This is a genomic window from Paraburkholderia phytofirmans PsJN, from assembly GCF_000020125.1.
GTDB lineage: Bacteria > Pseudomonadota > Gammaproteobacteria > Burkholderiales > Burkholderiaceae > Paraburkholderia > Paraburkholderia phytofirmans.
Genome location: NC_010681.1, coordinates 886,392 through 912,408 on the forward strand (window position 1 = coordinate 886,392; position 26,017 = coordinate 912,408).

Below are 26,017 nucleotides of genomic sequence, written 5' to 3' on the forward strand. Positions count from 1 at the left end.
ATTGCCGGCGTGGTGGTCGTGGCGCCGCGCGGGCACTCGTGAAAGCGAGGCTGCACCCGCAACCAAAGCGCTAGCGCAAGGCGATGTGTTCCAACGCCCGCTCAAAGCGCCCGGCGAATTTCCACGACGCCGAACGCCGCCAGCGTGAACCCGACAATCTTGTCGATGGCCACACGCAGTTTGCTGCCGATCGCATGACGCGCGAGCGACACCACGGTCACGAGAAAACACCACCACGCGATCGAACCGCAAAACACGCCGCCGACCGTGGTCAGCGCAATGCTCGATGAGAACGCGCCGCGCGGGGCGAGCGTCGTGAACAGCGCGGCGAACATGATGACCGTTTGCGGATTGGTCAGCGTGAGCAGCAAGGAACTCGCGTACGCGCGCAGCGCGCCGGCGCGGCCCACTTGCGCAAGCTTGCCGTTGCCTTCGCCGGTCGACGCATCGGCGGGCACTTTCTGCAGCAGCGTGCGCACCCCCAGATACAACAGGAACAACCCGGCCAGCAGATGCAAGGGCCGGTCGTACGCGAGCATGAACTGCGAGATGCTGACGAGGCCGAGCGCCGCGATCAAACCATAGGCGGCGTCGCCGGTCGCGATGCCGAAACCGATGGCAAGCCCCGCTCGCGGACCGCCGGTCAGCGTGCGGCGGATACACAGCATGCCCATCGGGCCGACCGGCGCGGCAATCGCGAGGCCGACGCCAGCGGCGGTAAGGAAAAGACTGGTGGTGGACATGGCTATCTCTGGAGAATTGTTCTGTTGTTTCTGCCGTGATGCCGCGCGCCGCAAAGATGCGTGCGCCCGACAAGCCCCTCAGCATAGCCAGACTGGAAAAGCCCGGCAAGTGCGGGCGCGGTTATGAGCTCAGGCGGAGCAAGTGGTTTAAGCGTCTCACGCAGCGGTGAGCGCCTCCGGTGCCCAATCAGTCCACACGACTCGACAGTTCAAGCAACTCCCGCGGTGGATACCCTGAGATGGCCTCAGCCGCCGTCATCGTCGGGCATAATTTTCCCACTTCGAACCTTGGGAGCACGCCCGCTCATGTGGCAGATCGATCAGGTCACCTTGCGCTTGTTCATTGCCGTCTGCGAGGAAGGTACGATCGCGCGCGCGGCCGAACGCGAGTTCATCGCGCCGTCGGCGGTCAGCAAGCGGCTCGCCGATCTCGAGGCGCTGGTCGACGTCGCGTTGCTCTCGCGCAGCCAGCGCGGCGTGCGCGCAACCGCCGCCGGCGAGGCGCTGCTGCGGCATGCGCGGCTCATCATGCGCGGCCACGAACGCTTGCAGGCCGAACTCAGCGAATACGCGGCCGGTGCGCGCGGCCACGTGCGCGTGCTGGCGAACGTGTCGTCGATGGTCGAGTTTCTACCCGAGGCGCTTTCGGCGTTTCTGAAGGCGAACCCGCGAATTCGCGTGGACGTCGAAGAGCGCGTGAGCGCGGAAATCGTGCGAGGCCTGGAAGAGGGCGTCGCCGATCTCGGCATTTGCCGCGACGTCGTGGCGATGGGCAGTCTCGACGTTGTGCCCTATCGCGCCGATCATCTCGCGCTGATCGTGCCGCGCGATCATCCGCTCGCGGGCGAGGCCGCGATCAGCTTCGAGCAGACGCTGGCGTTCGATCACCTCGGGCTTTCGTCGAATGCGTCGGTGAACGCGCTGATGCAGCGCATCGCGGTGGAAAAGGGCCACGAACTCAACTATCGCACCTACGTGTCGACGTTCGACGCCGCCTATCGTTTCATCCAGGCCGGCCTCGCCGTGGCGATCCTGCCGCGCGAAGCGCTGCCCCGCCATGCCGCCGACGAGTACGGCATCATCGCCGTGCCCTTGCGCGAAGCATGGGCCGAACGGCGCTTCGTGATTTGCATGCGCGACCGCCAGGCCCTCACGCTCGCCGCATCGCATCTGCTCGATCATCTGTTGAACGCGGTGTGAGGCGAGGCCTGCGGATCCAACGGCATCCGCGCATCAAGGCCTTCTGAAAAGCCCTTAAGGGTTTCCCCTTTGCGACGGCTCACGCCCGTCCCGCCTGCCTGAGCCGCCATCGCGAGCGGCGATGGAGTGCGTCGCCAACGCAGACTTTCCCGCGCGCCGATGCGCGGGCACGCTGTCACTCAGTTGCTTCATTCCCCGCATTCTCCGCGGCATTCAAGACCGGGATACAAGACCATGAGTGACATTCAGGAGCGCGTCGTCGTGACCGAAGTCGGTATGCGAGACGGTCTGCAAAGCATCGCCCGCACGATGCCCACTGAGTTCAAACGACGCTGGATCGACGCCGCCTATGCCGCCGGTGTGCGCCATATGGAAGTCGCCTCGTTCGTGCCGGCGAAGCTTCTGCCGCAAATGGCCGACGCCGACGAAGTCATCGCCCACGCGCTCACCTACGACGATCTGATGGTGACGGCGTTGGTGCCGAACCTGAAGGGCGCGCAACGCGCGCTCGAAGCCGGCGTGCACCGCATCGTCGCGCCGATCTCGGTGAGCAGCGCACATAGCCTCGCGAACGTGCGCAGGACGCCGGCCGAAATGATCGAGGCGTTCGCGGCGATGCGCGAGTCGATCGACGGTACGTCGAAAGCGGGCGGCCGACGCGTCGAACTGATCGCCGGGTTGTCGACGGTGTTCGGCTGCACGCTGCAAGGGGCGGTGCCGTACGCGGATATCGCCGCGATCGCTCGCGCCGCGGTGCAAGCGGGCGCCGATGTGATCGCGCTCGGCGACACCACCGGCGAAGCGACGCCGCGTCAGGTCGGCGAGATCATCGAACTGGTGCGCGACGTCGTGGGCGGCAAGCTGCACTCGCTGCATTTCCACGACACGCGCGGTCTTGGTCTCGCCAACACACTGGTCGCGTTGCAGCACGGTATCCGCGAGTTCGACGCGTCGCTCGCCGGGCTCGGCGGCTGTCCGCACGCGCCGGGCGCGACCGGCAACGTCAACACCGAAGACCTCGTGTTCATGCTCGACAGCATGGGCTATGAGACCGGCATCGACCTCGACCGTCTGCTCGCGTCGCGCGCCGTGCTTGCCGATGCTTTGCCAGGTGAACCGCTGTACGGCTATCTGGCGCGCGCCGGCTTGCCGAAACAGTTCAGCGCCACCCGTCAACGTTTCGAATCCTCCGACTCGCAGGTACTGCAATGAATCCGCTTTCCTCTACTTCTTCTTCGGCGGCTCAGCCGCAGTCCGGCGCGCTGCCGCTCGCGGGCATTCGCGTGATCGAGTTGTCGCATATGGTGATGGGCCCGACCTGCGGGATGATTCTCGGCGACCTCGGCGCCGAAGTGATCAAGGTCGAACCGCCGCGCGGCGACGGCACGCGTCGTTTGCTCGGCACCGGCGCGGGCTTTTTCCGCACCTTCAATCGCAACAAGAAGAGCGTGGCGCTCGACCTCGATAGCGAAGCGGGATTGGCCGCGTTGCACAAGCTGGTCGATACCGCCGATGTGTTCGTCGAGAACTTCAAGCCGGGCCGCATGGCGAGCCTTGGCCTCGATTACGCCTCGCTGCGCGAGCGCAATCCGAAGCTCGTCTACGTCTCGCACAAAGGCTTCCTGAACGGTCCGTATGAACACCGTCTCGCGCTCGACGAAGTCGTGCAGATGATGGCCGGCCTCGCCTATATGACGGGACCGGTAGGCCGTCCGTTGCGCGCGGGCAGTTCGGTCAACGACATCATGGGCGGCATGTTTGGCGCGATCGGCGTGCTCGCCGCGCTGCATGAACGGAGTACAAGCGGTCGCGGCAAGGAGGTGCAGAGCGCGCTGTTCGAGAACTGCGTGCTGCTCTCCGCGCAGCACATGCAGCAGTTCGCCGCGACCGGCGTGCCCGCCGCGCCAATGCCCGAGCGCATTAGCGCATGGGCGGTGTACGACGTGTTCACGCTCGCCAACGGCGAGCAGATGTTTATCGCCGCGACCGGCGACGGGCAATGGCGCGCGCTGTGCGCGATTCTCGGCCGTGCGGATCTGTTGGCCGACCCGCGCCTCACTACCAACAACGACCGCGTGCAGGCGCGCGACTGGTTGCTGCGGACGCTCGGCGAAACGCTGAGCCAGTTCGAAGGCGCGGCGCTCGCGCCGCAGTTCGAGCGCGACCACATTCCGTTCGCCTCGATCACGAAACCCGAAGCGCTGTTCGACGATCCGCACCTGAACGAGAGCGGCGGTCTTGCGCGCCTCACGCTCGACGACGGCAGCGAAACCGCCATGCCTCTGCTGCCGATTTCACTCGACGGCGCACGTCTGCAACCGCGTCAACCGATCGCGAAGATTGGTGAGCACACCGCGCAAGTGCTGCGCGATCTGGGCTACGACGAAGCGCAGATCGCGGCGCTGGGCGGCGGCTCGACGCAGGTGCCGCGTGAAGCCGCGGCCTGAGCGCTGCGCTCGACGCATCGAACGCAATCAAATCAATTTCATCCGGCGCGAGACCGGATCAAGGAGACAGACGATGAAGTCGTCGAATCAAGCGGTGTATGCAACGGCGGTCGGCGATGCCGGCGCGCTCGGCGGATTACCTTCCGGCGCGGGCGCATCCGCGGACGGCCGAGCGGACGAAATCGCGCTGGACGGCGCGCGCATTTCCGCGCGGCTCGACCGCCTGCCGGCCACACGTTCGATCTGGAAGCTGGTGATGCTGCTGAGCCTCGGGCTCTTCTTCGAACTGTACGACCTGATGTTCTCCGGCTACATCGCACCGGGACTCGTGCGCAGCGGCATTCTCACCGCGACCACGCACGGGCTGTTCGGCACGAGCGGTGTGGCGAGCTTCATTGCGGCGCTGTTCGCGGGACTGTTCATCGGCACGGCCGCGTGTGGGTTTCTCGCCGATCGTTTCGGCCGTCGCGCGATCTTCACGTGGTCGCTGCTCTGGTACACGGCGGCCAATATCATCATGGCGTTTCAGGACACGGCGCTCGGGCTCAATCTCTGGCGTTTCATCGCGGGGATCGGCATTGGTGTGGAGATCGTCACGATCGGCACGTACATCTCCGAACTCGTGCCGAAGCATGTGCGCGGACGCGCGTCGGCGTGTTCGCAAGCGGTCGGGTTTTGCGCGGTGCCGATCGTCGCGTTTATGTCGTATCTGCTGGTGCCGCATCGTTACTTCGGTCTGGATGGCTGGCGTCTGGTCGTGCTGACCGGCGTGGTCGGCGCGATCGTGGTGTGGTGGATCCGTCTGCGTCTGCCGGAGAGCCCGCGCTGGCTCGCGCAGAAAGGCCGCATCGACGAAGCGGACGCGATCATGACGCGGCTCGAAGCACGCGTCGAGCGTGAGTATGGACGGCCGCTGCCGGAGCCGGCCTTGCCCGAACCGGTCCGCGCACGGGCGGCGTTTCGCGATCTGCTGGTGCCGCCGTACCGCAAACGCACGCTGATGCTGATCATCTTCCACGTGTTTCAGACGATGGGGTATTACGGTTTCGCGAACTGGATTCCGACCTTGCTGATCAAACAGGGCATTACGGTGACGACGAGTCTGATGTACGCGAGCATCATCGCGATTGCCGCGCCGCTCGGGCCGTTGCTGGGCTTGCTGATTGCCGACCGCTTCGAGCGCAAGACGGTGATCATCTGCATGGCGGCGGTGAATGTGGTGTGCGGGCTGGCATTCAGCCAGGCGCGCGAGACGGTCTTGCTGGTGAGCCTGGGCGTGTGTCTCGTGCTAGCGGGAAATATTATTTCGTATAGCTATCACGCGTATCAGGCCGAGTTGTTTCCGACCAGCATCCGGGCGCGGGCCGTGGGATTCGTTTATTCGTGGAGCCGGATCTCGGCGATGTTCTCCGCGTTCGTGATCGCAGGATGTTTGAGCCGCTTCGGCGTGGACGGCGTGTTCGTGTTTATCTCCGGAGCGATGGCGGTGGTGATGCTGGCCATTGGGATGCTTGGACCGAAGACACGGGATGTGGCGTTGGAGGATATTTCGAAGTAATTCGTTGAGGAGAATGCCCGCCTGTACGTGGCGGGCCTGCTCGGTTAGTGCTTTTTCTGGGTCGCCGTCACGCTCGGTGCTATGCGGATCGGCGGCGCGCCGGATGGCGAAGTGGCGGGTTGGGGTTTCTTCGCCTGCTTCGGTTTCTTGACTTCGCGGTTACTGCGCATTTGACCTTTTGCCATGATGGACTCCCCAATTGGCGGTTTTTGCTCCGCATACGAGCAATACGCTAGTGTGCGCCTGTTTTAGCGCTTTATGTTGGGGTTTCTGGTTTTTAGGACACTCGCCCGGCTTGGGTCGCAGCGAAACTTACATCAGGCCCAGCAGCCTGCCCGGTGCGCAAGTCACGCAAGAAATCTGACCGGTTTTTTCCAGTGAGATGAAAGCAATCGCCAGCGCCACGAGAATAATCGAGGCGACGGCGAATATCTGTTTCTTGCGCGAGCGTCGCGAAGCGGTCTGCGTCTCGGCTCCGGCAGCTACGGTCCGCACCGCTACTGCGGGCTCCGCATGCAGTGCGTCGACATCCTTGACGAGTTCCGAAAGCACGCCTAGTTTTTTGCCCACGATCTTTCGTTTGAGATGGACGCGCTTGAGTTCGTTTTCGAGTTCGGTGAAGTACGACTCCAGCGAATTCGATTCGGCTTTCAACCGTTCGAGCATCGACGAGACGTCTTCTGCTGCTTCAGGTGTGGGGAGGGGAATGTTGTGGTTCCAGCTTTCAGCGATCGGAGTTCTGTAGTTCATCTGGTAGGGATTGCTCACGTCTTACCTCGCCTGCTGAGAGTGCTGGCCTGTTGACTGTTTAAAGGAGTAGCGGATTCTAGGCAGCGGGAACCTGCTTCGCTATAAGACAAATCTCAAGGTTTGATGCGTTGCTGTAACACAGTGACTCGTTTCGACGCCGGACTTGCGGTGCCTGTTTCCAGTAGCCAAAAAATAACGTCAGCCGGCCCATGAGCCGGCTGACGTTTTTCGTGTCCGCCGAGTACCCGAATCCGGGTCCATCAAACGCGTGTCTTACATGCCGGCGTATCCCACCGGCGTCGTCGCGTTGGCCTTGGCGACCGACGCATTGTTCGACACCACATACACCGGCGATTCAGTCAGGTTGAGCGTCAGCACACCGTTGCTGTACTTCGCATTGGTCGCGTTGCCCATCATGTCGACCACCTTCACGGTGCCGCTCGTGCCCGGCGCGTCGACGTTGAGGCTGTACGCGACGCTATAGGTCGAGCTAAAGCCCGCGCTGGCGCTCCACACGTTGTTGTTGTGCGCCCACAAGGCGGTGACAACCGCGCCGTTGCCTACCTGCTGGAACGCGTACGCGTAGACGCCGTTCGGCGTGCCGTTCACCGGACCGAGCGTGGTGGTGCCGTCGAGCGTGTGCGTCATCGCGCTGATCGCCATGGCGACCGGCTTCGGGCTGATGTTGGTCGCGCCGTACGCGCCTTGCGCATCGCTCAGGTCGAAGAAGGTGCCGTAGCCGACTTCATCCGGATAGTCCGCGCCGTAGAACACGTAGGTCTGGTCCGCGCCTTCGCCGAGCGTGATGATGTGCATGCGCGCCGCGACCGCCGCTTGTGCGTACAACACGTTCGCGCTCGGATAGTTCGGGCCGTACGACGTGCCAAGGTCGTAGCTGATGCCGGCTTCCGTCGAGAACAGATGCATGCCGGTGCGGTAGTCGGTGGCCATTTCCGCGCGCAGGTTGCGCATCTGGCCGCGCAACGAACCGTCGGCGGTGGACGGGTCGCTGTCGTAGCGCTCAGGCGGATGCGACGGCGAGGTGCCCGCGTCGTAGTAACCGTGCGTGGCGACCGCGTCGATGAATTGGCCGAAGCCGAGCGAGGCGAGGCGCTTCAGGTGCGAAGTGGTCAGGCTCGGGAAGGCATCGGCCGGGCCCATCACCATCGCGTGCGGATCGGTTGAATGAATGCCCTGGTAGACCGCCTGATACAACGCGACGAAGTTGGCGTCGGTGTCGGTCCACATCTGGTTCGGTTCCCACGTCACCTGATAGTAGTTCGCCGATTGAGTCGGGAAGTACGCGGCGCGGATCGCGTTCGATTCCGTGCCGACGCGGCTCATATAGCTCTGGTAATACGACATGTCGGTCGGCAGCGTCGTGTCGTCCTGGAAGGCGCCGGTGCTGCTCGCCCACGCAGGAATGCCGTCGAGGCGGATCAGACGCATCACGTTGCCGCTCTTGTAGAACGAATCGAGATTATTCGCCGACGGGTTGAACGTGTTCGGTCCGTTCGGTTCCATGCTGGAGAGCTGGCGGTCGTCGATCGTCGACGAAATGCCGAGCGCGGCGAGCAGCGGACCGTTGTCGTTCGCGCCTTGCATGCCGAAGCGATGCTGCTCCTGACGCGCATAGGTCACGGCCGGAACGACGCCGGACAGGTTCGGCGTTACGCCGAAGCTGGCGATGCCGACCGGACGCGTGCCGGCTTGCGGCAACTGGCCGCCGTTCTTCGCGAGCGTGCCTGTCGCCGCGAAATAGCCGGCCAGCGTCGAGGTGCAATTGAACGTGATGGTTTTCGCGCCGCTCGCCACGGCGGTGCTGCCGCTCGCGGCGACGCGGCCGAGCGTGTCCGTGACGGCCCAGTTCAGCGTGTCCGCGCTCGGCGCGTTGGTGTTGAAGACGAGCTGGAAGGTGCTGCCGGACGCGAAGATGCGCGTGTTGTCGGCGCTTGGCGTATCGGCGGAGATCGTCGCGCTGCCTGAGCCGCCCGACGTGGTGGGCGAGGCGCAGCTCATGGCCGCGGTACCGCCCGCGGCGTTGAGAGCGGCAGTGCCGGTGCTGGCGTTGCCGGCGGCAGACGTGCTGGCCGAACTGCTTGAACCGGTGGCGCCGGCTTGAGCTGCCGCGGTGCTGGCGGCGCCGTTACTGCCGCCGCCACCGCCGCATCCGGCGAGTGCGAGGGAGAGTGTCGAGAGTAGGAATAGTCGTGATTTCATCAATCTGTAAGCAATGCGTGAGCTGATCATGGGGCGACGTCCTCGCGCACAGCGCGTCGGGAGGTCGGGCGAACAGCGGGGTTCATTTGCAAGCCAGCCGATGACCGAGGCTTCGACACTGGCGTCCTGAGTGCGCAGCTTTGTAGCTGCGCGAGGGTGATGCCTTCCCGGGATGCCGGCCCCGGATGCTTCTCTGCTGAGAAGCTTTTGTCATACGAAATCCACCGCTCAGAGGAGCGGATTTTGGCGGAATCGGACGACCGGGGAAGGTACGACGAAAACGGCCAGCGTGTCGAGGAGCAGCGCGATTCAGATCGCAGTACGTGAACTCATGGCGTAGCCATTGAATTTCTTACTGCCCCGCAAGCTGGAGAAACTTAGTTTGGGAAGAATCGACCGCAACGATACGCATTAGTATGCTTAAAAGAAGTAACGAGTCGTTACGTATGAACATTAATGCAGTACTAATTGCTTTGATCGCACAAAAGTATCTGTCAGGCGAAACCAGTGTTTTCCCGCCAGAGCGAATTGGGGCCGCAATAATTTGAAACGGATGCCTAACTATCGGGCGCGGTCAATCGACTGAGAAATGGGCGCTAGCGCTCATTGGTCAGCCGAAAAGCTCTTGGGGTTGGCGTAAAAGTGCTGAACCTTGGGTGTAACGTTTCTTCGCGACATGGACTTCGCAGCGGAACTGTCGCTGTTTTACGAAGACATTGACGCGCTCTGCAAAGCGGAACGCGCCAACCACGATGTTGGATGCCGACGTTACTTTGCGTCTGCCATAACGGGGGCGGCATCCCTCCGCTGCGCAAAAAGGGCGGTTATCCAGAGAGATAAATCGTGAGGATTCTTCAACTGGTTCATGCGCCGCGTTTGTCCGGCGCAGAAGTACTCGTAAAAGGATTGGCCATCCATCATCAGCGCGGTGGCCATGAAGTCTGCATGACATCGCTGCTTCCAGAGCAGGAGGATTTCGCCGCCATTCATGCAGAACTTCAGGCAGCCGGCGTCACGTGTCTGTTTCCCGAGGTTCGCTACGGCAGGGTGGGAAAGCTGCTGCACCTGTATCGCGTGGTGCGGCGATTCCGGCCCGATTTCATCGTCGCTCATGCCACGCTTGCCGCGCTGTATGTGCGCCTTCTGCCGGTCCATACGCCGATTGCGTGGGTCATGCATTCCGGCGTCAACGATTTCGAGAACGGCGCGCTCAAGCGGGCCGAACGCCTGCTCTCACGGCGGGCGAGAGCCATCATCGGCGTGTCGCAGCAGAATATCGACGACTACCTTCGGGAGATTGGCCGGCATCCCGCCATGGTTGTGATTCCGAATGGCGTGGATGCGCAGTTGTTCTCACAAGCCAACGACGCCGTCGCGCCGGACATCGGCGTGCACCCGAAGCAGATCGTCCAGCTCGGCCGCTATATCGAAGGCAAGAGCCAGCTGGACACGATTCGCGCATTCGAGCGCGTGCTGCAATCGGAACCGGAGGCGCGCCTGCTGTTCTGCGGCGTGGTCGAAGATCTCGACTATCACAGGGCGGTGCTGTCGCTGGTTCGTCAACTCGGCCTGGAAAACAGGGTGACGGTGGGCGGGCCGCGTTCCGACGTCGCCGCGATTCTGCGCGCCTCGCGGGTCTTCGCGATGCCGTCGCGTTTCGAAGCACAGAGCATTGGTTTTCTCGAGGCGCTTGCGTCGGGTATTCCAGTCGTGGCGAGCCGGATTCCCTCGTTCGGTTTTGCGAGCGCGTTTGCCGGCGTCAGTCTGGTCGACACGACCGACGCCGAAGCCTACGGTCGCGCGCTGTTGCACGCGCTCGACACGCCGCGCGCGAACCGGCAACTGGCCGGCTACACGCTGCACGACACCGCGGATCGTTACATGACGATCGCGCAGAAGTTCGTTCACCCGCTGCAGGTTTCGGCCTGACGTCGATCGGACCGGCCGGCTTGCTGAACGTTACTGCGGTTACTGCGGTTACTGCGCGAGCCGGTCGATTCGCACGGTTTCCGAGAAGAGCCCCGGTAATTTGCCGAGTTCCTGAGCTTCGCCCAGCGCCAGGCCGTTTCCGGATGGATAGCGCGTGATTGCCGGCGCGCCGCCGGTGAAATAGAAATCGCCGAGGGTCGCGTCGGTCCGACGAAACAGCACGAGTGCCGCCCCCTGTTTGTCGCGCACGAATTCCGGAAACACATCCGACCACGACATGCCATGCAAGGTCGCCGCCTGGGCCGGCGCGCTCGCCGCGCCGCTGAGGTCGAGCGTGGCGACGTCGATCATGGCTTCTTCGCTCGATTCGTCCAGATGCGGCGTCAGCAGAATCAGCGTATTGCTGTCGCGGCCATGCACGGCGCCCATTGTCACTTTCACGAAGTCAGGCGCAAAACTCGCCGGCAAGACGTTGCGTTCGCCGATGCTCATGCGTGTGCCCTCGTTGGCGATCGGCGTGAGCGCGAGGCGTCCGTTAGCGCCGTCCACCGCGATCAGAGAGGCGCGCGAGCCCGCCGTTTCGCGTGCCAGCAGATTGACGTTCTGCGGCAGATTCCTGGCCTGCGCCCAGAGCACCGGCGCCGATCCCGTCGAGGCGCCCGGTCCTTGCGAAGACGCCATCCATAGATCGAGCCCGCTGTCGGCTCGCTTCTGCGCGATCAGCACGCTGGCCCGTCCCGTTCCGGTGAAGTTCGCCGCCACATATTGCTGCGTCAGTTCCGGCCGGAACGCGTTGCTCGTCTGCAGCCAGAGGCGTGGCGCCTCGAACGACTCGCCGGTACTGCGAAGCAACCAGAACGCGGTGCCGCCCTGGCGTGCCGCGATGATCATCAGATCCGCCTCGCCGTCGCCGTCGAAATCGCCGAGGAGGAAGCGCACGCTGTCGAAGCACAGTTTGTCGCCGGCGCAACTCGGTGCGATAGCCTGAGGATCGAACGGAACGGCGCTCGCGTACCACAGCGCGGGTGCCGAAGCTTTGGCGAGGGAAGCGGCATACACGTTGAATCCCGGCCCGTCGTGTTGCCGCTGGACATACACCGCGGATTGCTCGCCCGAGCCGGCAATATCGCCGACCATCGCCGTGGCGAGCCTCAGGTCGTTCGCCTGTGTGTGCTGCGTGGTGGCCCAGCGGTAGCGCGTGGTGAGCGCGGTACAGCCGCGCATGGTCAGCTTGCCGTCGTTTTCGCCGAGGCAATGCCGCAGCGGCGTATAGACGAGGCCGAAGTCCCACGGCGTCCAGCTTTGCGCCACGTCCCATTGATCGCAGGTTTCCGCGACCAGGTATCCGTCGCGCTCGGCGATACATTGCGAGGTCGCGACGCTCACGAGCGCGGCGTTGCGCGTATTGCCGGGATACACGGTCAGCGGATCCCATCGCCATTGCTGCGTGGACGAGTCCGTGCAGGCGGCGAGCGTCGGCGCGCGTCCCGGTCCCGCGGACGTCAGGCAGCGGCTCGCTGCCGCGTTGAACAGCTGAATTGTATGAGACACGAAATCCGGCACGCGGCGATCGGCGCGATCGGCAAACGCGTAGCGTCGCGAAATCCAGTTACCGTCCCATTGAAACTCGCCGAATACATGGGACGACTCGCTGCCGTCGATCGAAAAATAACTGGCGACGATGTCGCGCTTGCGCTGCACTTCGGCTGCGGGAAGATTGCCGGGCCAGCCGCCGGTCGGATAGGTGACGTGGTAGACGATCGGCACGCCTTTGCCGAGCGTCTGCGCGACGTGGCGGGTAATACGCGCCGAATAGATATGATCGGGATGCTCGATAAACGGCACGGTGTCCGGATTGAGCGTGTAGATCAGCGTCGCTGGCGCGAGCATCGCTTTTAACGTGGCCGACAAGGAGTCACGATCGTATTTCACGCGCACGGAGCCGTCCGCGTTCATCGGATACGTGGAAATCGTGGCGTGTTGTTCCCACAGCAGGCCGAGCGGCACGCGGCCGCCGCGCACGGCGCCGCCGGGCAGGCGAAGTTCGAGCAGTCGCACTTGCGGCCTGGCCTTCAGCACCATCTGATGCACGAGCTTGCCGGCAATCGTGACGTTGGATTCAAGCCACTCGTCGGGCACGCCGGCCATGCGCGCGTAAGCGAGCCGCGAGGCCCGCTCGCGGGTTTGCACGTAAGCGAAGTCCGCACCGTTGGCGCCGCCGATCAGATGCACCGTGGTAATGCACCAGCCCGCGTCGAGACGCTCGCTAATGGCCGGATCGACGAAAAGCAGATCGTCGTCGAGATGGGCGACCACCGTGACCAATGTGCCGGGACCGCACTCGGCCGCGCGCGCCGCGCCCGGCAGGAAGGCGAAGAAGAGAACCGCGAAAAAAGCAAAGAATGAATCGCGAACGAGCGGGCTTGCCGATAATCGCATAGTGATTCGAGCTCTGACGGTAAGCTCGAATCATACTGTAGCGGCCTTGGCCGGCACGTTGCCGAACTCACAGTCAGCGGCAAATTGCGATCCGGCGGCGCGGGTTCAGCCTCATGCGGCGGCTTGCTGCTCCGTTAGCGGAAGTAGGCTTTGGTGTTGTCGTGAACATCCTCGCGCGCGAGCAGGTCCGAAGGCGCAAGCCACACATATTCGCTGTGCTGCTCGGGCCGTCCAAGCGGCGCGGTGCCCGTAAGCGTGAGCGAATAAGCGAGCACGATGTAGTGCGTCGACACGTCCGGCTCGCCCGCGAAGTTGTCGCTGTAGTGATGTTCGAACACGCCTTCAAAGCTTGCCGTCGAGCGCGCCAGTTTCGCGATGCCCAGCTCGGCGTCGGCGATGCGGGCAAACGCGGCGTCGAGTGTTTCGTCTTTGTGGATGCGGCCGCCTGGAACGAACCAGGTGCCGCGCGCAGGGCGGTTGCGGCGGCGGCCGACCAGCACGCGCCCTTGCGTGTCGCTGACGATCAGATCGAACGCAACCAGAGGCGTGAGGCGAACCACGTCCAGGAAATCGATCTCGGTCAGCAGCATGTCATCTCCCGCAGTTCTCGCGCTGGTTGCGCGCGCCATCGACTAATAGTCGCGATGGTGATCGTCGTGTCGCGTGAGCCGGCCCGAGACGCTCGTCAGAAAAAGCGCGAGCACAATCGCGCCGATCGTCGCGAAGAAAAACGCGCCGATCATCGCGGCCAGTATCAGCGTCATCCATGCAAGGCCGTTCATGTCTCGGCTCCAGCGTGTTGATAGGCATGCTAACGTGCCCCCGCTTGCATACTATGTGCGCCAGTCGCCGCAGAGGCTGTCCCATCACGCCGAAGTATCGGCACATCGCGCCGCTAATGCGCCACGTAACCCTCGGGCGTGGTGACCGTGTCCTTGAAGACGTCCGCGTTGCCGGAGACGACATAGACCGGCGCGGGCGAGAGTTTCAGGTTAGCCACGCCGTCGCGGTACGGCAAGCTCGTCGCGTTGCCCATCATGTCGAACGCCGTGACTTCGCCGGTCGTTCCCGGCGAGTCGACCCGCAGACGATAGTCCACGCTGCGGCTCGCGTCGAAGCCGCTTTTGGCGTTCCACTTGTCGTTGTCGTGCGTCCATAGCGCTGTCACGATCTTGCCGCCGCCGAGCCGGCGAAACGCGTAGGCGTAGACGCCTTTGGGCAGATCCTTGAGCGGGCCGAGCGTGTCGGTGCCGTCGACGATGCGCGTCATCGCCGCCACCGCAAGCGCTGCGGGTTTCGGGCTGATGCGGGCCGGACCGTAGGCGCCTTTCGGGTTATCGAGCTCGAAGAAAATCCCGTAGCCGGGCGCGGCGTCCGGCATATCCGCGAGATAGAACACGTAGGTCATGTCGGCGCCTTCACCTAGCAGAATCAGATGCGTGCGCGCCGTCACGGCAGCTTGTGCATACAGCACATTCGCGCCCGGATAATTCTTGCCATACGATTGCCCGATGTCGTAGCTGATGCCGGTTTCGGTCACGAAGAGCGGTGCGCCGGGCTTCAGGTACAGACGCATTTCGTGGCGCAGCGCGCGCATTGCGGCGGGCAGCGCGCCCGGCACGGTGCCGTGATTGCCGGTGTCCGCGACACGCTCGGGCGGATGCGAGGGCGTCGTGCCGATGTCGTAATAACCGTGAATCGTCATGCCATCCATATAGCGGCCGATTCCTAGCGGACCGAGCTTGCGCATCCACATGACGTTGCCCTGCACCGACGAATAGGTCAGACCCATGACCACCGCATGCGGATCCGTCTGATGGATGCCTTCCCAGACGGCCTTGTACATGGCGATGAAATTCGCGTCGGTGTCGCGCCATGGCAGACCGCCGTCGGCGTCCGGTTCCCACGTCACCTGATAGTAGTTGTCGCGCTGTTTGGGAAAGTAAGTCGTGCGCACGCGATTCGACTCGGCGCCCACCTTGGCCATGTAGTCCTTCATTTGCGCGAGCGATGTCGGCGCATAGCTGTGCGTCTCGGTCCCGGTTGGGCTCGCCCACTGCGGAATGCCGTCGAGCTGAATCAACCGCAGCAGGTCGCCGCGCCGGAAGAACGGCGTGAGCTGTTTGCTCGCGGGCTCGAACGTGCCAGCTTTTTTCGGCTCCTCCATATACCAGTTGCGATTGTCATTGACCCATGTGAGGCCGAGCGCGGTATAGACCGGCCGATAACCGTCGCCGTCGCAGCAGTGTTGCCTCGGCGCAAGATAAGCCGCGCCCTGTCCGCCGAAGCGGTGCAGATCTTCGTACGGAAAACGCACGGCGGGTAATGCAACGGACACATCCGGCAGCACGCCGAACGTCGCAATGCCGGCGGGGCGCGTGCCGCGCGATTCGAGCTGACCATGTGCACGTTCCAGCGACGCGGACACCGCGAAGTAGCCCGCCACGCTCGACGCGCAGCTCAACGTGGACAGCGTTGCACCTGCCGCGACGGGAAAGCGTCCGCTGGCGCGCACGGCATTCCAGGCGTCGCGTATCTGCCAGTTGAGCGTATCGGCTTGCGTTAGTCGTGTGGCGAAAACCAGCGCGAACGATTTGTTCACGGCGAAGAGACGCGTGCCGTCGCTGGGCGTATCGGCTTCGAGCAGATCGCCATTCGCCGCTGCGGGAACTTGCGATGAGGGCGACGAGCAGCGCAGCCCTTGCCCGGGTGGCGCCTTCAAGTCTATTGGTGTGGCGGATTGCATTGCGGCGCTCGGCGCTGCGTCCTGCTTCGCGACAGGCGCGGGTGCATCGCTCACCGCCGCCATCGCGCAACGTTTCTCCACTCCGGGCGCAGGATCGCCGAAAACACCGTTATTGCACTCGGCGCTATTCGAGAATGTTTTGACGACGTGTTGTTGCGGCGTGCCGTACAGCACGTCGCGCGTGCCGTTGAAACGGCAGGTGCCGTATTCTGCCGCGCACGGTGTCCACTTCCTGCCGTCTGCGCTGAACTCGCCATTGCTCACACCATTCGCTTGCGGCGCAGCATCCGCGGCTGCGCATCGGCCGGCCGTGAGGCCAAGCAGAATGACCGCCGTCGCCGCGAAAGCGATGGCAATTCCGGGGCTTCCCCCACGGCCGGAAAAGGCTCCGTCGCGCTTTCGCGGCGCGCGCTGCTCGCGTACATTCGACATGTGTTCCCCGTGTCGTTCGCAGTCCGTCCAAAGGTTAGAGACGCGTCGCTCAACTACTAGTTCACCAGGTCAGAGCCGCCTCGTGTGACCTCTTCAAGTAATGTGTTGCGGAAACCGCATAGTGTATTTCCGCAAACCGGTGGCGGAAATAGCTCGGTGCTCCTTCGGCACATTCGGCCATTGGCCCGTCTATTGCCGTGCGGCCTAAAGCTGCCTTATTCCGGTGTTTCACGTTTGAAACATTAATCGTCACGTTTATATTCCCGAGATCCAATAACAACCAAGTAAATAATTTTGTCGAACTCTCAAGTGTTTATATTGGTTGTTCGTTTTACTTATTGCCATCCCCGCGCATATATCGTCAGAAGAAACCCAGATGGGCAAGGGGCGCGGCGAATACGCGGATGTAAAGCCGAATGAACTCATTCTGGCACCAGAATGGGGAAAAATAACTTTAAATCGGCATAGCGGCGGATGGAACAAATTGTAACTGCGCCGTTTTCGAGTAGTCGTGGTGTGTGCGGTGGCGTACGAAATGGCGTTTTTATTTGCATTAACATTCGCAGAATGCAAATTCATTCCTATGCGGAATCGGCAATTAATTCGTTGAAAAGACGGCGGTAGCGGGGTTGTTCCGAAAATCCCTGGTTGGTCACCCTGTCCATACGCCAACATGTCTGCGCTTTCGGTCATGGCGGCAAAGTGCTTGAGTGGCGGTGACTATGATGCGCTGCACAGAGGATGGCCTCTCTGTGGCCGTCCAAGGTGAAAAGTAGATCCGTTTTCTGGTGAGAGGATGACTATGACCTGCGCGAGTCTCGAGTCCGCAATGCTGCGCTGGGTGCACGCTCCGAGCAAGGGTATGCGTCGCATCGCGATACTGATGTTCAACGACTGCTCGCTGCAGGGAGCAGGGGTTGTCGCCGAGGTGTTTCAGGCAGCGAACGAAATGGCCTCGTCCGGCTCGGGCGGCTGGTTATACGACGTTTCGTTCCTGTCTGCCGACGGCGGCATGGTGACGTCGTCGTCCGCGCTGCGAGTCTGGACAGACGGACTCGACGCGCGGCATTACGGCGGTTTCGACGCGCTCTATGTAGCGGGCGGCAAAGGCGCGCTGGCCGCGGCTAGCGATGAACGCCTGATTGCGTGGCTGCGCCGTGTGCGCCGCAACACCGGCATGATCCGGCCGATCGCGGAAGGTCGCGCGTTGCTCGAGGCAGCCTACGTGCCCGACAGTCAGGAGGTCGGCGATGCGCATGCGCAGTCCGCACCGGCGCGGCAGCCCGAACAGCCAGCCGATGCGGGCGACCGTCTCGAATCGATGCGAAGCGCGCTCGCCATGATCAAGCGCGATCTCGGCGGCGCCACGGCGCGTACCGTTGCCGAGCGCCTGCTGGCGGACTCGTGCTCGAATCTCGCGCCGCTGCTCGGCGAAGACGGCGGCCTGAGTCCCGGCGACAAGGTGCGCGCGGCAGCTCGCTGGCTGCAAGAGAATTGCCAGCAGGCGATTTCGATTGCCGACGCGGCGCAGTTCGCCGCGATGAGCGAGCGCAACTTTCTGCGCCGCTTCAAGATGGAAATGGGCATTACGCCCTCCAGTTTTCTGTTGCACGAGCGTCTTGCGGTGACTTGCAGCCTGTTGACCGAATCGGAATTGCCGGTCGACAAGATTGCCCGGCGTACCGGCATGGGCAACGGCGATCGACTCGCGAAAGTGTTTCGCAAGCGGATGAGAATTTCGCCGACCGAATTTCGGATTCAAAGTCGCCGACTAGTCGGCGAATAGCGCGACGGGGCCAGCCGGATGCCGTGTGACAACACGGCATCCGGTCCGTACTTCTGTCGAACTTTGGGAATTGTAAGGAATGCGAATATGTTGACTCAGGGAGCTGTAGGCGCCGCATCGGTCGACACGAACGGTGCGGATGCCGCGACGGCGGGCACGCGTTGCACGCGCATCGCCCCAGTCATTCTGGCGGGCGGCTCGGGCACGCGGCTGTGGCCGGTGTCGCGGGAGAACTATCCGAAGCAACTGATCGACGTCGTCGGTTCCGACTCGCTGCTGCAAGCTACCGCGCGGCGCATGGACGGCTTTCCGGCCGGATGGAGCGTGGATGTCTCGCCGATCATCGTATGCGGTGAAGAACATCGCTTCGTGATCGCAGAACAACTTCATGAAAATGGCGTCGACGCTCGTCTTATTGTGGAGCCGGCGCGTCGCGATACGGCGCCCGCGTTGACGCTGGCGGCGTCGCTCGCATGCGCGGACGGTGGCGACGCGATTCTCGTCGTCATGCCCGCGGATCACTCGATCGCCGACGTGCCCGCTTTGCAGGCCGCGCTTGAACTTGCCGCGCGCTATGCCGAGCAGGGTTCGATCGCGACGCTGGGCGTGCCGCCCACGCGGCCCGACACCGGTTTTGGTTATATCCGCGTTGGCACCGAACTGGCGGGAGGCGGCCACGCAATCGACGGTTTCGTCGAAAAGCCCGCGGAAGAACTTGCGGCGAAGTACGTCGCGGCAGGCATGTATTGGTGGAACAGCGGCATCTTCATCGTGCGCGCGAGCGTGTGGCTCGATACGTTGAAGCGTCTGCAACCGGACATGCACTCGGCCTGCGAGCGCGCATTTACCGGCGGCCGCCTGGACGGTGCGTATTTCCGGCCGCTGGTCGATGCGTTCCTCAGCGCGCCCGCGAACTCGATCGACTACGCGGTGATGGAGCGCCTCACCGAGACGGCGGGCTCTGAAACGCCGGATAAGGCGCCGGCGACGCCGGCAGGAGTGGTGGTCGGACTGAATGCCGGCTGGTCGGACCTGGGTTCCTGGGATGCCGTCTGGGCCGCGATGGAGAAGGACGCCAACGGTAACGCAGGACGCGGCCGGGTCACATTCGAAGGCGCGGTGTCGAGCTATGCGCATTCGGAAGGCCGGCTGGTCGCCTGTGTCGGCACCACCAACGTGGTGGTGGTCGAAACCGCCGATGCCGTGCTGGTGGTCGACCGCTCGCATGTGCAGGACGTGAAGGGGCTGGTGTCGCGCATCAAGGCGCAGCACGCGCCGGAGGCCGACGCGCATCGCAAGGTGCGCCGTCCTTGGGGTTTCTACGATTCGATCGACCATGGCGAGCGTTTCCAGGTCAAGCGCATCGTGGTGACGCCGGGCGCGCAACTGTCGTTGCAATTGCATCACCACCGCGCGGAACACTGGGTCGTCGTGCGCGGCACGGCGCTCGTCACACGCGGCGAAGAGCAGTTTCTGCTGAGTGAAAACGAATCGACTTACATCCCGCTCGGCATCAAACACCGGCTCGAAAACCCGGGCAAGGTGCCGCTCGAAATCATTGAAATCCAGTCAGGCGCCTATCTCGGCGAAGACGACATTGTGAGGTTCAACGACAACTACGGCCGCTGCTCCTAAACAGCACGCCGGACTCAACTGCGGACAAGAACGGCAAGAACGAGGTGACCAGAATGCGCAAGTTTCAGGATTTGCTCGCGCGAATTTTTGATGTTGCATTGGTATTGGTGGGTGCGGCGGTGGCGTCGCAGATCCGCTTTGATTACCTCGCTCAGTCCGGATTTTATTGGGCGCTCGTGATGTTCTCCGCGGCCTTCGCACTGGCCATCTTTCCGGCGTTCGGCGTCTACGAATCATGGCGCGGCCGCTCCAAGGCAGTGCTGGCCGGCCAGGTATCGCTCGCCTGGCTGATGGTGCAGGTCAGCGCGCTCGTGCTGATGTATTCGCTGCATCGTATCGACTTCGTGTCGCGTCTGTGGTTCTCGTACTGGACGGCGGTGACCGGCGGCCTGCTGATCTCGTACCGCCTGATGACGCACGCCGTACTGGCGAGGGCACGCAGCGCGGGTTTGAATCTGCATCAGGTCGCGATTGTCGGCAGCGGCTCGCAGTGCGACGCGATTATTCGCCGGATCAACGCCGCGCCGACCACCGGTTTTCGCGCCACCGCCGTGTACAACGCGCGTCCGCAGGTGTCGCCGGTCGCAAGCCCTGGAGTTCAGGTGTTCGACACGGTCGACGCGCTCGCCAACTATATGCGGACCAACGACGTGCACGAGCTGTGGCTGATGCTGTCGCTTTCCGAAGAGCCGCTGATCTGTTCGCTGGTCAGCGAATTCCGCGACGATCTGGTGAACATCCGCTTCATGCCGGACGTGCGCAGCCTCGCGCTCTTCGAGGGCAGCGGCGTGATCGATCTGCTCGGCGTGCCGGCGATCAATCTCGTGGCTTCGCCGCTGTCCGCCAACTCGATGCTGAAGAAGGAAATCTTCGACCGCCTGTTCGCCCTGACCGCCTTGATCGCGCTCGCACCGATCATGCTCGTCATCGCGATCGCGGTGAAACTGTCCTCGCGCGGTCCGGTTCTGTTCAGGCAGAAACGCAAAGGCGCCGACGGTCGCGTCTTCACAATCTATAAGTTCCGTTCTATGCGGTTGCACACGGAGCAAAAGGGCACCGTCAGGCAAGCTACGCGTAACGATCCGCGAGTCACGAGAGTGGGCGCCTTTTTGCGCCGCACGAGCCTCGACGAATTGCCTCAATTCTTTAACGTGTTGCGTGGCGACATGTCGGTCGTAGGACCGCGTCCCCACGCACTCGAGCACGACGACCTCTACCAGAAAGTGGTCGCGGGCTATATCAATCGCTACCGCATAAAACCGGGGATCACGGGGTGGGCACAGATCAACGGTTTTCGTGGCGAAACCGACCGCATCGAGAAGATGGAACGTCGCGTCGAACATGACCTGTATTACCTGGGCCATTGGTCGTTCGCGCTCGACATGCGGATTATCGGCGCGACGATAGTCGCCGGACTGGTGCATCGAAACGCTTATTAGTTGTTAACAAAACGCCGCGCGCTTCGTCCCTTGAGGAAAAACGCCGTGGCACAAGGAGGAACATCATGAGCTCGCTTGGTCTACGCACGGGAAGTCTCCTGGTTTTCGCTACTGCAACACTGCTTTCCGGATGCGGGATCGCACCCGGCCAGCGGATGATCACACCGGCCGCCATTCAGGATACCGGTGGTGATTACAGTACTGAGCCGTCGCAGCAAACGCAGATTCCGATTACGGATATCAATCTTTCGCTGCTGCGCAAGATGAACCAGGCGCAGACGGCTTCGACGCTGCCGCCGGCGACGACCGCACTGTTCGGCAAGCCGACCGCCTACAAGGTTGGCCCTGGCGACGTGCTGCAGATCACCGTGTGGGATCACCCGGAACTCGCGGCCGCGCTTGGTCAGCCGCAGCAGAACACGAAGACGTCGGACGCCGCGCCCGGCTTCCTGATCGACGAAAACGGCGACGTGCAGTTCCCGTATGCCGGCACGGTACATGTGGCCGGCAAGGACGCCACGTCGATCCAGAAGGAGCTCTACAAGCGTTTGAGCAAGGTGTACCAGAAGCCGGAAGTGACGGTGCGGGTGGCCTCGTTCCGCGCGCAGCAGATCTATATCGACGGCGAAGTGCGCACGCCTGGCGCGCTGTCGGTCACCGACATTCCGATGTCGCTGACGAACGCGATCGGCCAGGCCGGCGGCCTCAGCGCCAATGCGGATCGCAGCCGCGTGGTGTTGCTGCGCAACGGCGTGCCGTATCAGCTGAACGTGGACGACCTGATCAAGCGCGGCAAAAATCCTTCGGACATCTACCTGCAACCGGGCGACGTGCTGCGGGTGGCATCGCGTGAAGACAGCGGCGTCTACGTGATGGGCGAAGTCAACAAGCCGGCGACCATCCTGCCGATGCGCAACGGTTCGTTGACGCTTTCGCAGGCGATCTCCGACAGCGGCAGCTTCGACTCGAACACGGCCGCGGCGCGGCAACTGTTCGTGATCCGCAACTCGACGAGCGAAACGCCTGAGGTGTACCACCTCGACGCGACCTCGCCGGTGTCGATGGTGCTCGCGAATCAGTTCGAACTGCAACCGAAAGACGTGGTGTATGTCGGTCAAGGCGGGCTGGTCCGCTTCAACCGTGTGTTGAACCTGCTGCTGCCGGCGATCAATGCGGCTGTAACGGGTGCCGTTCTCGCGAAATAGTAACCGCACAGTGTGAACTCGAACCTCCGGACCTTGTTGGGTGAAGAAAATGGCAATCAACTTTGAAAACCGTTACACCGACGTGTCCGGTCCGGACGAGCTTCACCTGTCGGACTATCTGCGCACGATCGTGCGAGGTTGGCGCACGATCGTCGTGGTGACGCTGATCGCGCTCGCGCTGGGGTGCGCGTACGCTTTCCTCGCGCCGCCGACGTACCGCGCGGATGTTCTGTTTCATGTAGAGGACAAGACGGCGAACGCCAATGCGAACGGCAAGGATTCCTTGCCGCCGCTTACCGGCATGTTCGACACCAAGCCTTCGACGGCGGCGGAGATCGAGTTGCTGAAGTCGCGGCTCGTCACGGAAGAGACCGTCAAGAAGCTGCACCTCGATATCACGGCTACGCCGCGCTATTTTCCGGTTATCGGCGGAATGATCGCGGGGTTGGTGAACGGGCAATGGGGCTTCAAGTTGCCGCAGTTCATCAACCTGTCCGGCTATGCATGGGGCGACGAGAGCATTTCGGTGTCGCAGTTCGATACGTCGAAGGAGATGTACGACGCGACCTTCACGCTGGTTTCCGGAAATGACGGGTCGTACGTGCTGCGGGACAAGAACGGTATTGCGATTCTGTCGGGGAAAGTCGGCGAAACCGTGCAAACGGATACCGCCGACGGCCCGATCACGCTGCGCGTCGATAAGCTGGTCGGCCCCGCCGGCTCGCGTTTCGAATTGCAGCGCGCCTCGACACTGAGCACCGTGGACCGTCTGCAAAAGGCTTTGGTGGTGCAGGAAACCACGCTGCAATCCGGCGTGATCCGCGCGAGTCTGGAAGGCGGCGACGCCGGCCTGACGGCTGCGATCGTCAACAGCATGGCGCGCGAGTTCGTGCGTCAGGACGTGGAGAGCCGTTCGACCGAAGCCGAGCACATGCTGGCCTTCCTCGATCAGCAACTGCCGGGCTTGCGCAAGGAACTAGACGACGCCGAGCAACGCTACAACAAGTTCCGCAACACGCACGGCACGGTCGACCTGGGCGAAGAAAGCCGCCTGCTGCTGCAACAGATCGTCGATAACAAAACCAAGCTGATGGATCTGCAGCAGCAACGCGCGGAGATGTCGCAACGCTTCACGGCGAATCACCCGGCGGTGGCCGCGCTCGACGCGCAGATCGCCGCATTGCAGGGCGCGGCGGCCAACATGAACCGCAGTGTGGCAGTGATGCCGGACACGGAGCAGACCGCTTTGCGTTTACTGCGCGACGTGCACGTCGACACCGAGCTGTACACCAATCTGCTGAACAGCGCGCAGCAACTGCGCGTGGCGAAGGCGGGGCAGGTGGGCAACGTGCGCGTGGTCGACTTCGCCGAAGCGCCTGATGAACCGGTGCGGCCGAAGCGCGTGCTCGCGATCCTGATCGCGCTCGGCGGCGGCCTCGTGCTCGGCATTCTGCTGACCTTCTTCAAGCGCGCGATGTACGGCGGCGTGGAACGCCCGGACGAACTCGAAGGCATGCTCGGCGTGCCGGTATTCGCGGTGGTGCCGCGCAGCCAGACGCAGTTGAAGCTGCAGGAAAACGTCATGCTGCGCCGTCGCGGGCTGCATGTGCTGGCCCAGCAGGCGCCGGAAGACATCGCCGTGGAAGGCGTGCGCAATCTGCGCACCTCGTTGCAGCTCTCGCTCGATCACGCGGAAAACAACGTGGTGATGATCACCGGCTCGCGGCCCGATTCCGGCAAGTCGTTCCTGTCGGTGAATCTGGCGGCGCTGGTGGCGTCGGCGAACAAGCGCGTGCTGATTATCGACGGCGACATGCGGCGCGGCGACGTGCACTCGCATTTCGGTGTCGCGCATCAGCCGGGTCTGTCCGACGTGCTGAGCGGCGGCGATCTGGGCTCGATGATTCAGCGCGACGTGCTGCCGGGTCTCGACGTGCTTGCCAAGGGCACGCTGCCCTCGCATCCGGCCGAACTGCTGATGAGCAAACGCTTCGAAACGATGCTCGAAGAACTGAAGGCGCATTACGACCTGGTGATCATCGATACGCCGCCGGTTCTCGCGGTGACCGACTCGACGGTGATCGGCAAGTACGCGGGCACGACGCTGCTGGTGGTGCGCCACGGCCGCCATCCGCTCAACGAAGTCATGGAAACGGCCAAGCGGCTGCGCAATGGCGGCGTGGGGCTCCGAGGCGTTCTGTTGACCGATGTGCCGCAGGAAGGCGCGTTCCTCGGCTCGGGCTATCAGGGCGGCTACTACGGCTACGACAGCATCGCCGGTTAAGGCCGCGGCCGGCCGCCCGCAAAAACGCGCAGCAAAGCTTCGGGCATTGGTGGGATTGCAAAGGTTAACGAGGAGAAGGCTCCATGAAACGTAAGGTCGCGCTGATCACCGGCATCACTGGACAGGACGGGTCGTATCTGGCGGAACTGCTGCTTTCCAAGGATTACGACGTACACGGCATCAAACGCAGGTCATCCCTGTTCAACACAGACCGGATCGATCACCTCTACCGCGATCCCCACGATCCGGACCAGCGCCTCTTTCTGCACCACGCGGATCTGACCGACTCGACCAGCATTCTGCGCGTGATCCAGCGCGTCGAGCCGGACGAGATTTATAACCTCGCCGCGCAAAGCCATGTCGCGGTGTCGTTCGAAGAACCGGAATACACCGCCAACGCGGACGGCCTCGGCGCCTTGCGGATTCTCGAAGCGATCCGCATTCTCGGCTTGCAGGAGAAAACGCGCTTCTATCAGGCCTCGACCTCGGAACTGTACGGTCTCGTGCAACAGGTGCCGCAATCGGAGACCACGCCGTTCTATCCGCGCAGCCCGTATGCCGTCGCCAAGCTGTTCGCGTACTGGACCACCGTCAACTATCGCGAAGCGTACGGTCTCTACGCGTGCAACGGGATTTTGTTTAATCACGAATCGCCGGTGCGCGGCGAGACGTTCGTGACGCGCAAGATCACGCGTGCCGTCGCGCGCATCGCGGTGGGTATGCAGAAGACCTTGTATCTCGGCAATCTGTCGGCGCTGCGCGACTGGGGCCACGCGCGTGATTACGTGGAGATGCAATGGCGCATGCTCCAACAGGAGCAGCCGGAGGATTACGTCATCGCCACCGGCGTGCAGTACAGCGTGCGTCAGTTCGTGCAGCATGCCGCTGCTGAACTGGGCGTCACCGTGCGTTTCGAAGGCACCGGCGTGGACGAAATCGGCATTGTCGAAAAGGTGGAAGGGCGCGAGATCAGGATGTCGCCGGGCGACGTGATCGTGCGCGTCGATCCGCGCTACTTCCGGCCCGCCGAGGTCGAGACGCTGCTCGGCGATCCGTCGAAGGCGCATGCGAAGCTCGGCTGGCAGCCGACCACCTCGTTCGCCTCGCTCGTCAAGGAAATGGTGCGCTCCGACTATCAGATCGCGCGACGTGACGCGCTCGTCACGCTGGCCGGATTCACGGCGCTGGAACATCACGAGTAACG

The 26,017-nt window shown here is 62.9% G+C and carries 21 protein-coding genes; 12 read left to right on the forward strand and 9 right to left on the reverse strand.

Annotation, left to right across the window (positions count from 1 at the left end; all coding sequences use genetic code 11):
- Window positions 1-101 precede the first annotated feature (101 nt).
- The gene (locus tag BPHYT_RS03920; RefSeq protein ID WP_012431861.1) at window positions 102-743 is read right to left on the reverse strand and encodes a LysE family translocator; all 642 of its coding nucleotides are present in this window, start codon (window positions 741-743) and stop codon (window positions 102-104) included.
- 306 nt (window positions 744-1,049) lie between these two features.
- Between BPHYT_RS03920 and BPHYT_RS03925 the strand changes: the two genes are divergently transcribed.
- From BPHYT_RS03925 to BPHYT_RS03940, 4 genes are all read left to right on the forward strand, one after another.
- Entirely contained in the window at window positions 1,050-1,943 is an 894-nt protein-coding gene (locus tag BPHYT_RS03925) for a LysR family transcriptional regulator (RefSeq protein ID WP_012431862.1), read from the forward strand.
- 234 nt (window positions 1,944-2,177) lie between these two features.
- A complete protein-coding gene (locus BPHYT_RS03930; RefSeq protein ID WP_012431863.1) occupies window positions 2,178-3,155 on the forward strand; it encodes a hydroxymethylglutaryl-CoA lyase in 978 nt (325 codons plus the stop codon).
- Window positions 3,152-4,390, forward strand: a complete 1,239-nt coding sequence (locus BPHYT_RS03935) for a CaiB/BaiF CoA transferase family protein (protein ID WP_012431864.1) — start codon at window positions 3,152-3,154, stop codon at window positions 4,388-4,390. The genes BPHYT_RS03930 and BPHYT_RS03935 overlap by 4 nt, the downstream gene beginning before the upstream one ends.
- 73 nt (window positions 4,391-4,463) lie before the next feature.
- Entirely contained in the window at window positions 4,464-5,948 is a 1,485-nt protein-coding gene (locus BPHYT_RS03940; RefSeq protein WP_012431865.1) for an MFS transporter, read from the forward strand.
- Window positions 5,949-5,992: 44 nt separating this feature from the next.
- Here the strand turns inward: BPHYT_RS03940 and BPHYT_RS38580 are convergent, their stop codons facing one another.
- From BPHYT_RS38580 to BPHYT_RS03950, 3 genes are all read right to left on the reverse strand, one after another.
- Complete coding sequence (locus tag BPHYT_RS38580) at window positions 5,993-6,133, reverse strand: hypothetical protein (protein ID WP_167315743.1); 141 nt, start codon at window positions 6,131-6,133, stop codon at window positions 5,993-5,995.
- Between the two features lie 127 nt (window positions 6,134-6,260).
- Window positions 6,261-6,716 carry a hypothetical protein gene (locus tag BPHYT_RS03945; RefSeq protein ID WP_012431866.1) on the reverse strand — a complete coding sequence of 152 codons (456 nt, stop codon included), beginning with the start codon at window positions 6,714-6,716 and terminating at the stop codon, window positions 6,261-6,263.
- A gap of 255 nt (window positions 6,717-6,971) precedes the next feature.
- Window positions 6,972-8,513: a hypothetical protein gene (locus BPHYT_RS03950; protein WP_238535619.1), complete on the reverse strand. Its 1,542-nt coding sequence runs from the start codon at window positions 8,511-8,513 to the stop codon at window positions 6,972-6,974.
- Here BPHYT_RS03950 and BPHYT_RS39025 point away from each other — a divergent pair.
- Window positions 8,482-8,820: a hypothetical protein gene (locus tag BPHYT_RS39025; RefSeq protein ID WP_238535620.1), complete on the forward strand. Its 339-nt coding sequence runs from the start codon at window positions 8,482-8,484 to the stop codon at window positions 8,818-8,820. The two genes, BPHYT_RS03950 and BPHYT_RS39025, sit on opposite strands and share 32 nt — an antisense overlap.
- A gap of 866 nt (window positions 8,821-9,686) precedes the next feature.
- Here the strand turns inward: BPHYT_RS39025 and BPHYT_RS39030 are convergent.
- Window positions 9,687-9,854 carry a hypothetical protein gene (locus BPHYT_RS39030; RefSeq protein WP_238535672.1) on the reverse strand — a complete coding sequence of 56 codons (168 nt, stop codon included), beginning with the start codon at window positions 9,852-9,854 and terminating at the stop codon, window positions 9,687-9,689.
- Between BPHYT_RS39030 and BPHYT_RS03955 the strand changes: the two genes are divergently transcribed.
- Window positions 9,777-10,847 (forward strand): glycosyltransferase family 4 protein, encoded by a 1,071-nt coding sequence (locus tag BPHYT_RS03955; RefSeq protein WP_238535644.1) that lies wholly within the window; start codon window positions 9,777-9,779, stop codon window positions 10,845-10,847. The genes BPHYT_RS39030 and BPHYT_RS03955 overlap by 78 nt on opposite strands.
- A gap of 48 nt (window positions 10,848-10,895) precedes the next feature.
- Here BPHYT_RS03955 and BPHYT_RS03960 read toward each other — a convergent pair whose 3' ends face one another.
- From BPHYT_RS03960 to BPHYT_RS03970, 4 genes are all read right to left on the reverse strand, one after another.
- Window positions 10,896-13,286, reverse strand: coding sequence for a PIG-L family deacetylase (locus BPHYT_RS03960; RefSeq protein ID WP_012431869.1), 2,391 nt, complete (start codon window positions 13,284-13,286; stop codon window positions 10,896-10,898).
- Window positions 13,287-13,420: 134 nt separating this feature from the next.
- Complete coding sequence (locus tag BPHYT_RS03965; protein WP_041758750.1) at window positions 13,421-13,873, reverse strand: GDP-mannose mannosyl hydrolase; 453 nt, start codon at window positions 13,871-13,873, stop codon at window positions 13,421-13,423.
- Window positions 13,874-13,918: 45 nt separating this feature from the next.
- Entirely contained in the window at window positions 13,919-14,068 is a 150-nt protein-coding gene (locus BPHYT_RS38585) for a hypothetical protein (protein ID WP_012431871.1), read from the reverse strand.
- Window positions 14,069-14,181: 113 nt separating this feature from the next.
- Window positions 14,182-16,464, reverse strand: a complete 2,283-nt coding sequence (locus tag BPHYT_RS03970; RefSeq protein WP_012431872.1) for a hypothetical protein — start codon at window positions 16,462-16,464, stop codon at window positions 14,182-14,184.
- Between the two features lie 802 nt (window positions 16,465-17,266).
- On the opposite strand from BPHYT_RS03970, the gene BPHYT_RS03975 reads away from it, so the two are divergent.
- From BPHYT_RS03975 to gmd, 6 genes are all read left to right on the forward strand, one after another.
- Complete coding sequence (locus tag BPHYT_RS03975) at window positions 17,267-18,250, forward strand: helix-turn-helix domain-containing protein (RefSeq protein ID WP_012431873.1); 984 nt, start codon at window positions 17,267-17,269, stop codon at window positions 18,248-18,250.
- Window positions 18,251-18,337: 87 nt separating this feature from the next.
- A complete protein-coding gene (locus tag BPHYT_RS03980) occupies window positions 18,338-19,885 on the forward strand; it encodes a mannose-1-phosphate guanylyltransferase/mannose-6-phosphate isomerase (protein ID WP_012431874.1) in 1,548 nt (515 codons plus the stop codon).
- Window positions 19,886-19,938: 53 nt separating this feature from the next.
- Window positions 19,939-21,324, forward strand: a complete 1,386-nt coding sequence (locus tag BPHYT_RS03985; RefSeq protein WP_012431875.1) for an undecaprenyl-phosphate glucose phosphotransferase — start codon at window positions 19,939-19,941, stop codon at window positions 21,322-21,324.
- A gap of 65 nt (window positions 21,325-21,389) precedes the next feature.
- Window positions 21,390-22,529, forward strand: a complete 1,140-nt coding sequence (locus tag BPHYT_RS03990; protein WP_012431876.1) for a polysaccharide biosynthesis/export family protein — start codon at window positions 21,390-21,392, stop codon at window positions 22,527-22,529.
- A gap of 49 nt (window positions 22,530-22,578) precedes the next feature.
- Complete coding sequence (locus tag BPHYT_RS03995) at window positions 22,579-24,813, forward strand: polysaccharide biosynthesis tyrosine autokinase (RefSeq protein WP_012431877.1); 2,235 nt, start codon at window positions 22,579-22,581, stop codon at window positions 24,811-24,813.
- A gap of 83 nt (window positions 24,814-24,896) precedes the next feature.
- Entirely contained in the window at window positions 24,897-26,015 is a 1,119-nt protein-coding gene (gmd, locus tag BPHYT_RS04000) for a GDP-mannose 4,6-dehydratase (protein ID WP_012431878.1), read from the forward strand.
- Window positions 26,016-26,017: the final 2 nt, after the last annotated feature.

Excerpts from the sequence above, each read along its gene's own strand:
- gmd (WP_012431878.1), top strand. The coding sequence starts at position 24,897 with ATGAAACGTAAGGTCGCGCTGATCACCGGCATCACTGGACAGGACGGG.
- BPHYT_RS03990 (WP_012431876.1), top strand. The coding sequence starts at position 21,390 with ATGAGCTCGCTTGGTCTACGCACGGGAAGTCTCCTGGTTTTCGCTACT.
- BPHYT_RS39030 (WP_238535672.1), bottom strand. The coding sequence starts at position 9,854 with ATGGCCACCGCGCTGATGATGGATGGCCAATCCTTTTACGAGTACTTC.
- BPHYT_RS03970 (WP_012431872.1), bottom strand. The coding sequence starts at position 16,464 with ATGTCGAATGTACGCGAGCAGCGCGCGCCGCGAAAGCGCGACGGAGCC.
- BPHYT_RS03980 (WP_012431874.1), top strand. The coding sequence starts at position 18,338 with ATGTTGACTCAGGGAGCTGTAGGCGCCGCATCGGTCGACACGAACGGT.
- BPHYT_RS03940 (WP_012431865.1), top strand. The coding sequence starts at position 4,464 with ATGAAGTCGTCGAATCAAGCGGTGTATGCAACGGCGGTCGGCGATGCC.
- BPHYT_RS03925 (WP_012431862.1), top strand. The coding sequence starts at position 1,050 with ATGTGGCAGATCGATCAGGTCACCTTGCGCTTGTTCATTGCCGTCTGC.
- BPHYT_RS03930 (WP_012431863.1), top strand. The coding sequence starts at position 2,178 with ATGAGTGACATTCAGGAGCGCGTCGTCGTGACCGAAGTCGGTATGCGA.
- BPHYT_RS03985 (WP_012431875.1), top strand. The coding sequence starts at position 19,939 with ATGCGCAAGTTTCAGGATTTGCTCGCGCGAATTTTTGATGTTGCATTG.
- BPHYT_RS03960 (WP_012431869.1), bottom strand. The coding sequence starts at position 13,286 with ATGCGATTATCGGCAAGCCCGCTCGTTCGCGATTCATTCTTTGCTTTT.
- BPHYT_RS03935 (WP_012431864.1), top strand. The coding sequence starts at position 3,152 with ATGAATCCGCTTTCCTCTACTTCTTCTTCGGCGGCTCAGCCGCAGTCC.
- BPHYT_RS38580 (WP_167315743.1), bottom strand. The coding sequence starts at position 6,133 with ATGGCAAAAGGTCAAATGCGCAGTAACCGCGAAGTCAAGAAACCGAAG.
- BPHYT_RS03975 (WP_012431873.1), top strand. The coding sequence starts at position 17,267 with ATGACCTGCGCGAGTCTCGAGTCCGCAATGCTGCGCTGGGTGCACGCT.
- BPHYT_RS38585 (WP_012431871.1), bottom strand. The coding sequence starts at position 14,068 with ATGAACGGCCTTGCATGGATGACGCTGATACTGGCCGCGATGATCGGC.
- BPHYT_RS03920 (WP_012431861.1), bottom strand. The coding sequence starts at position 743 with ATGTCCACCACCAGTCTTTTCCTTACCGCCGCTGGCGTCGGCCTCGCG.
- BPHYT_RS03995 (WP_012431877.1), top strand. The coding sequence starts at position 22,579 with ATGGCAATCAACTTTGAAAACCGTTACACCGACGTGTCCGGTCCGGAC.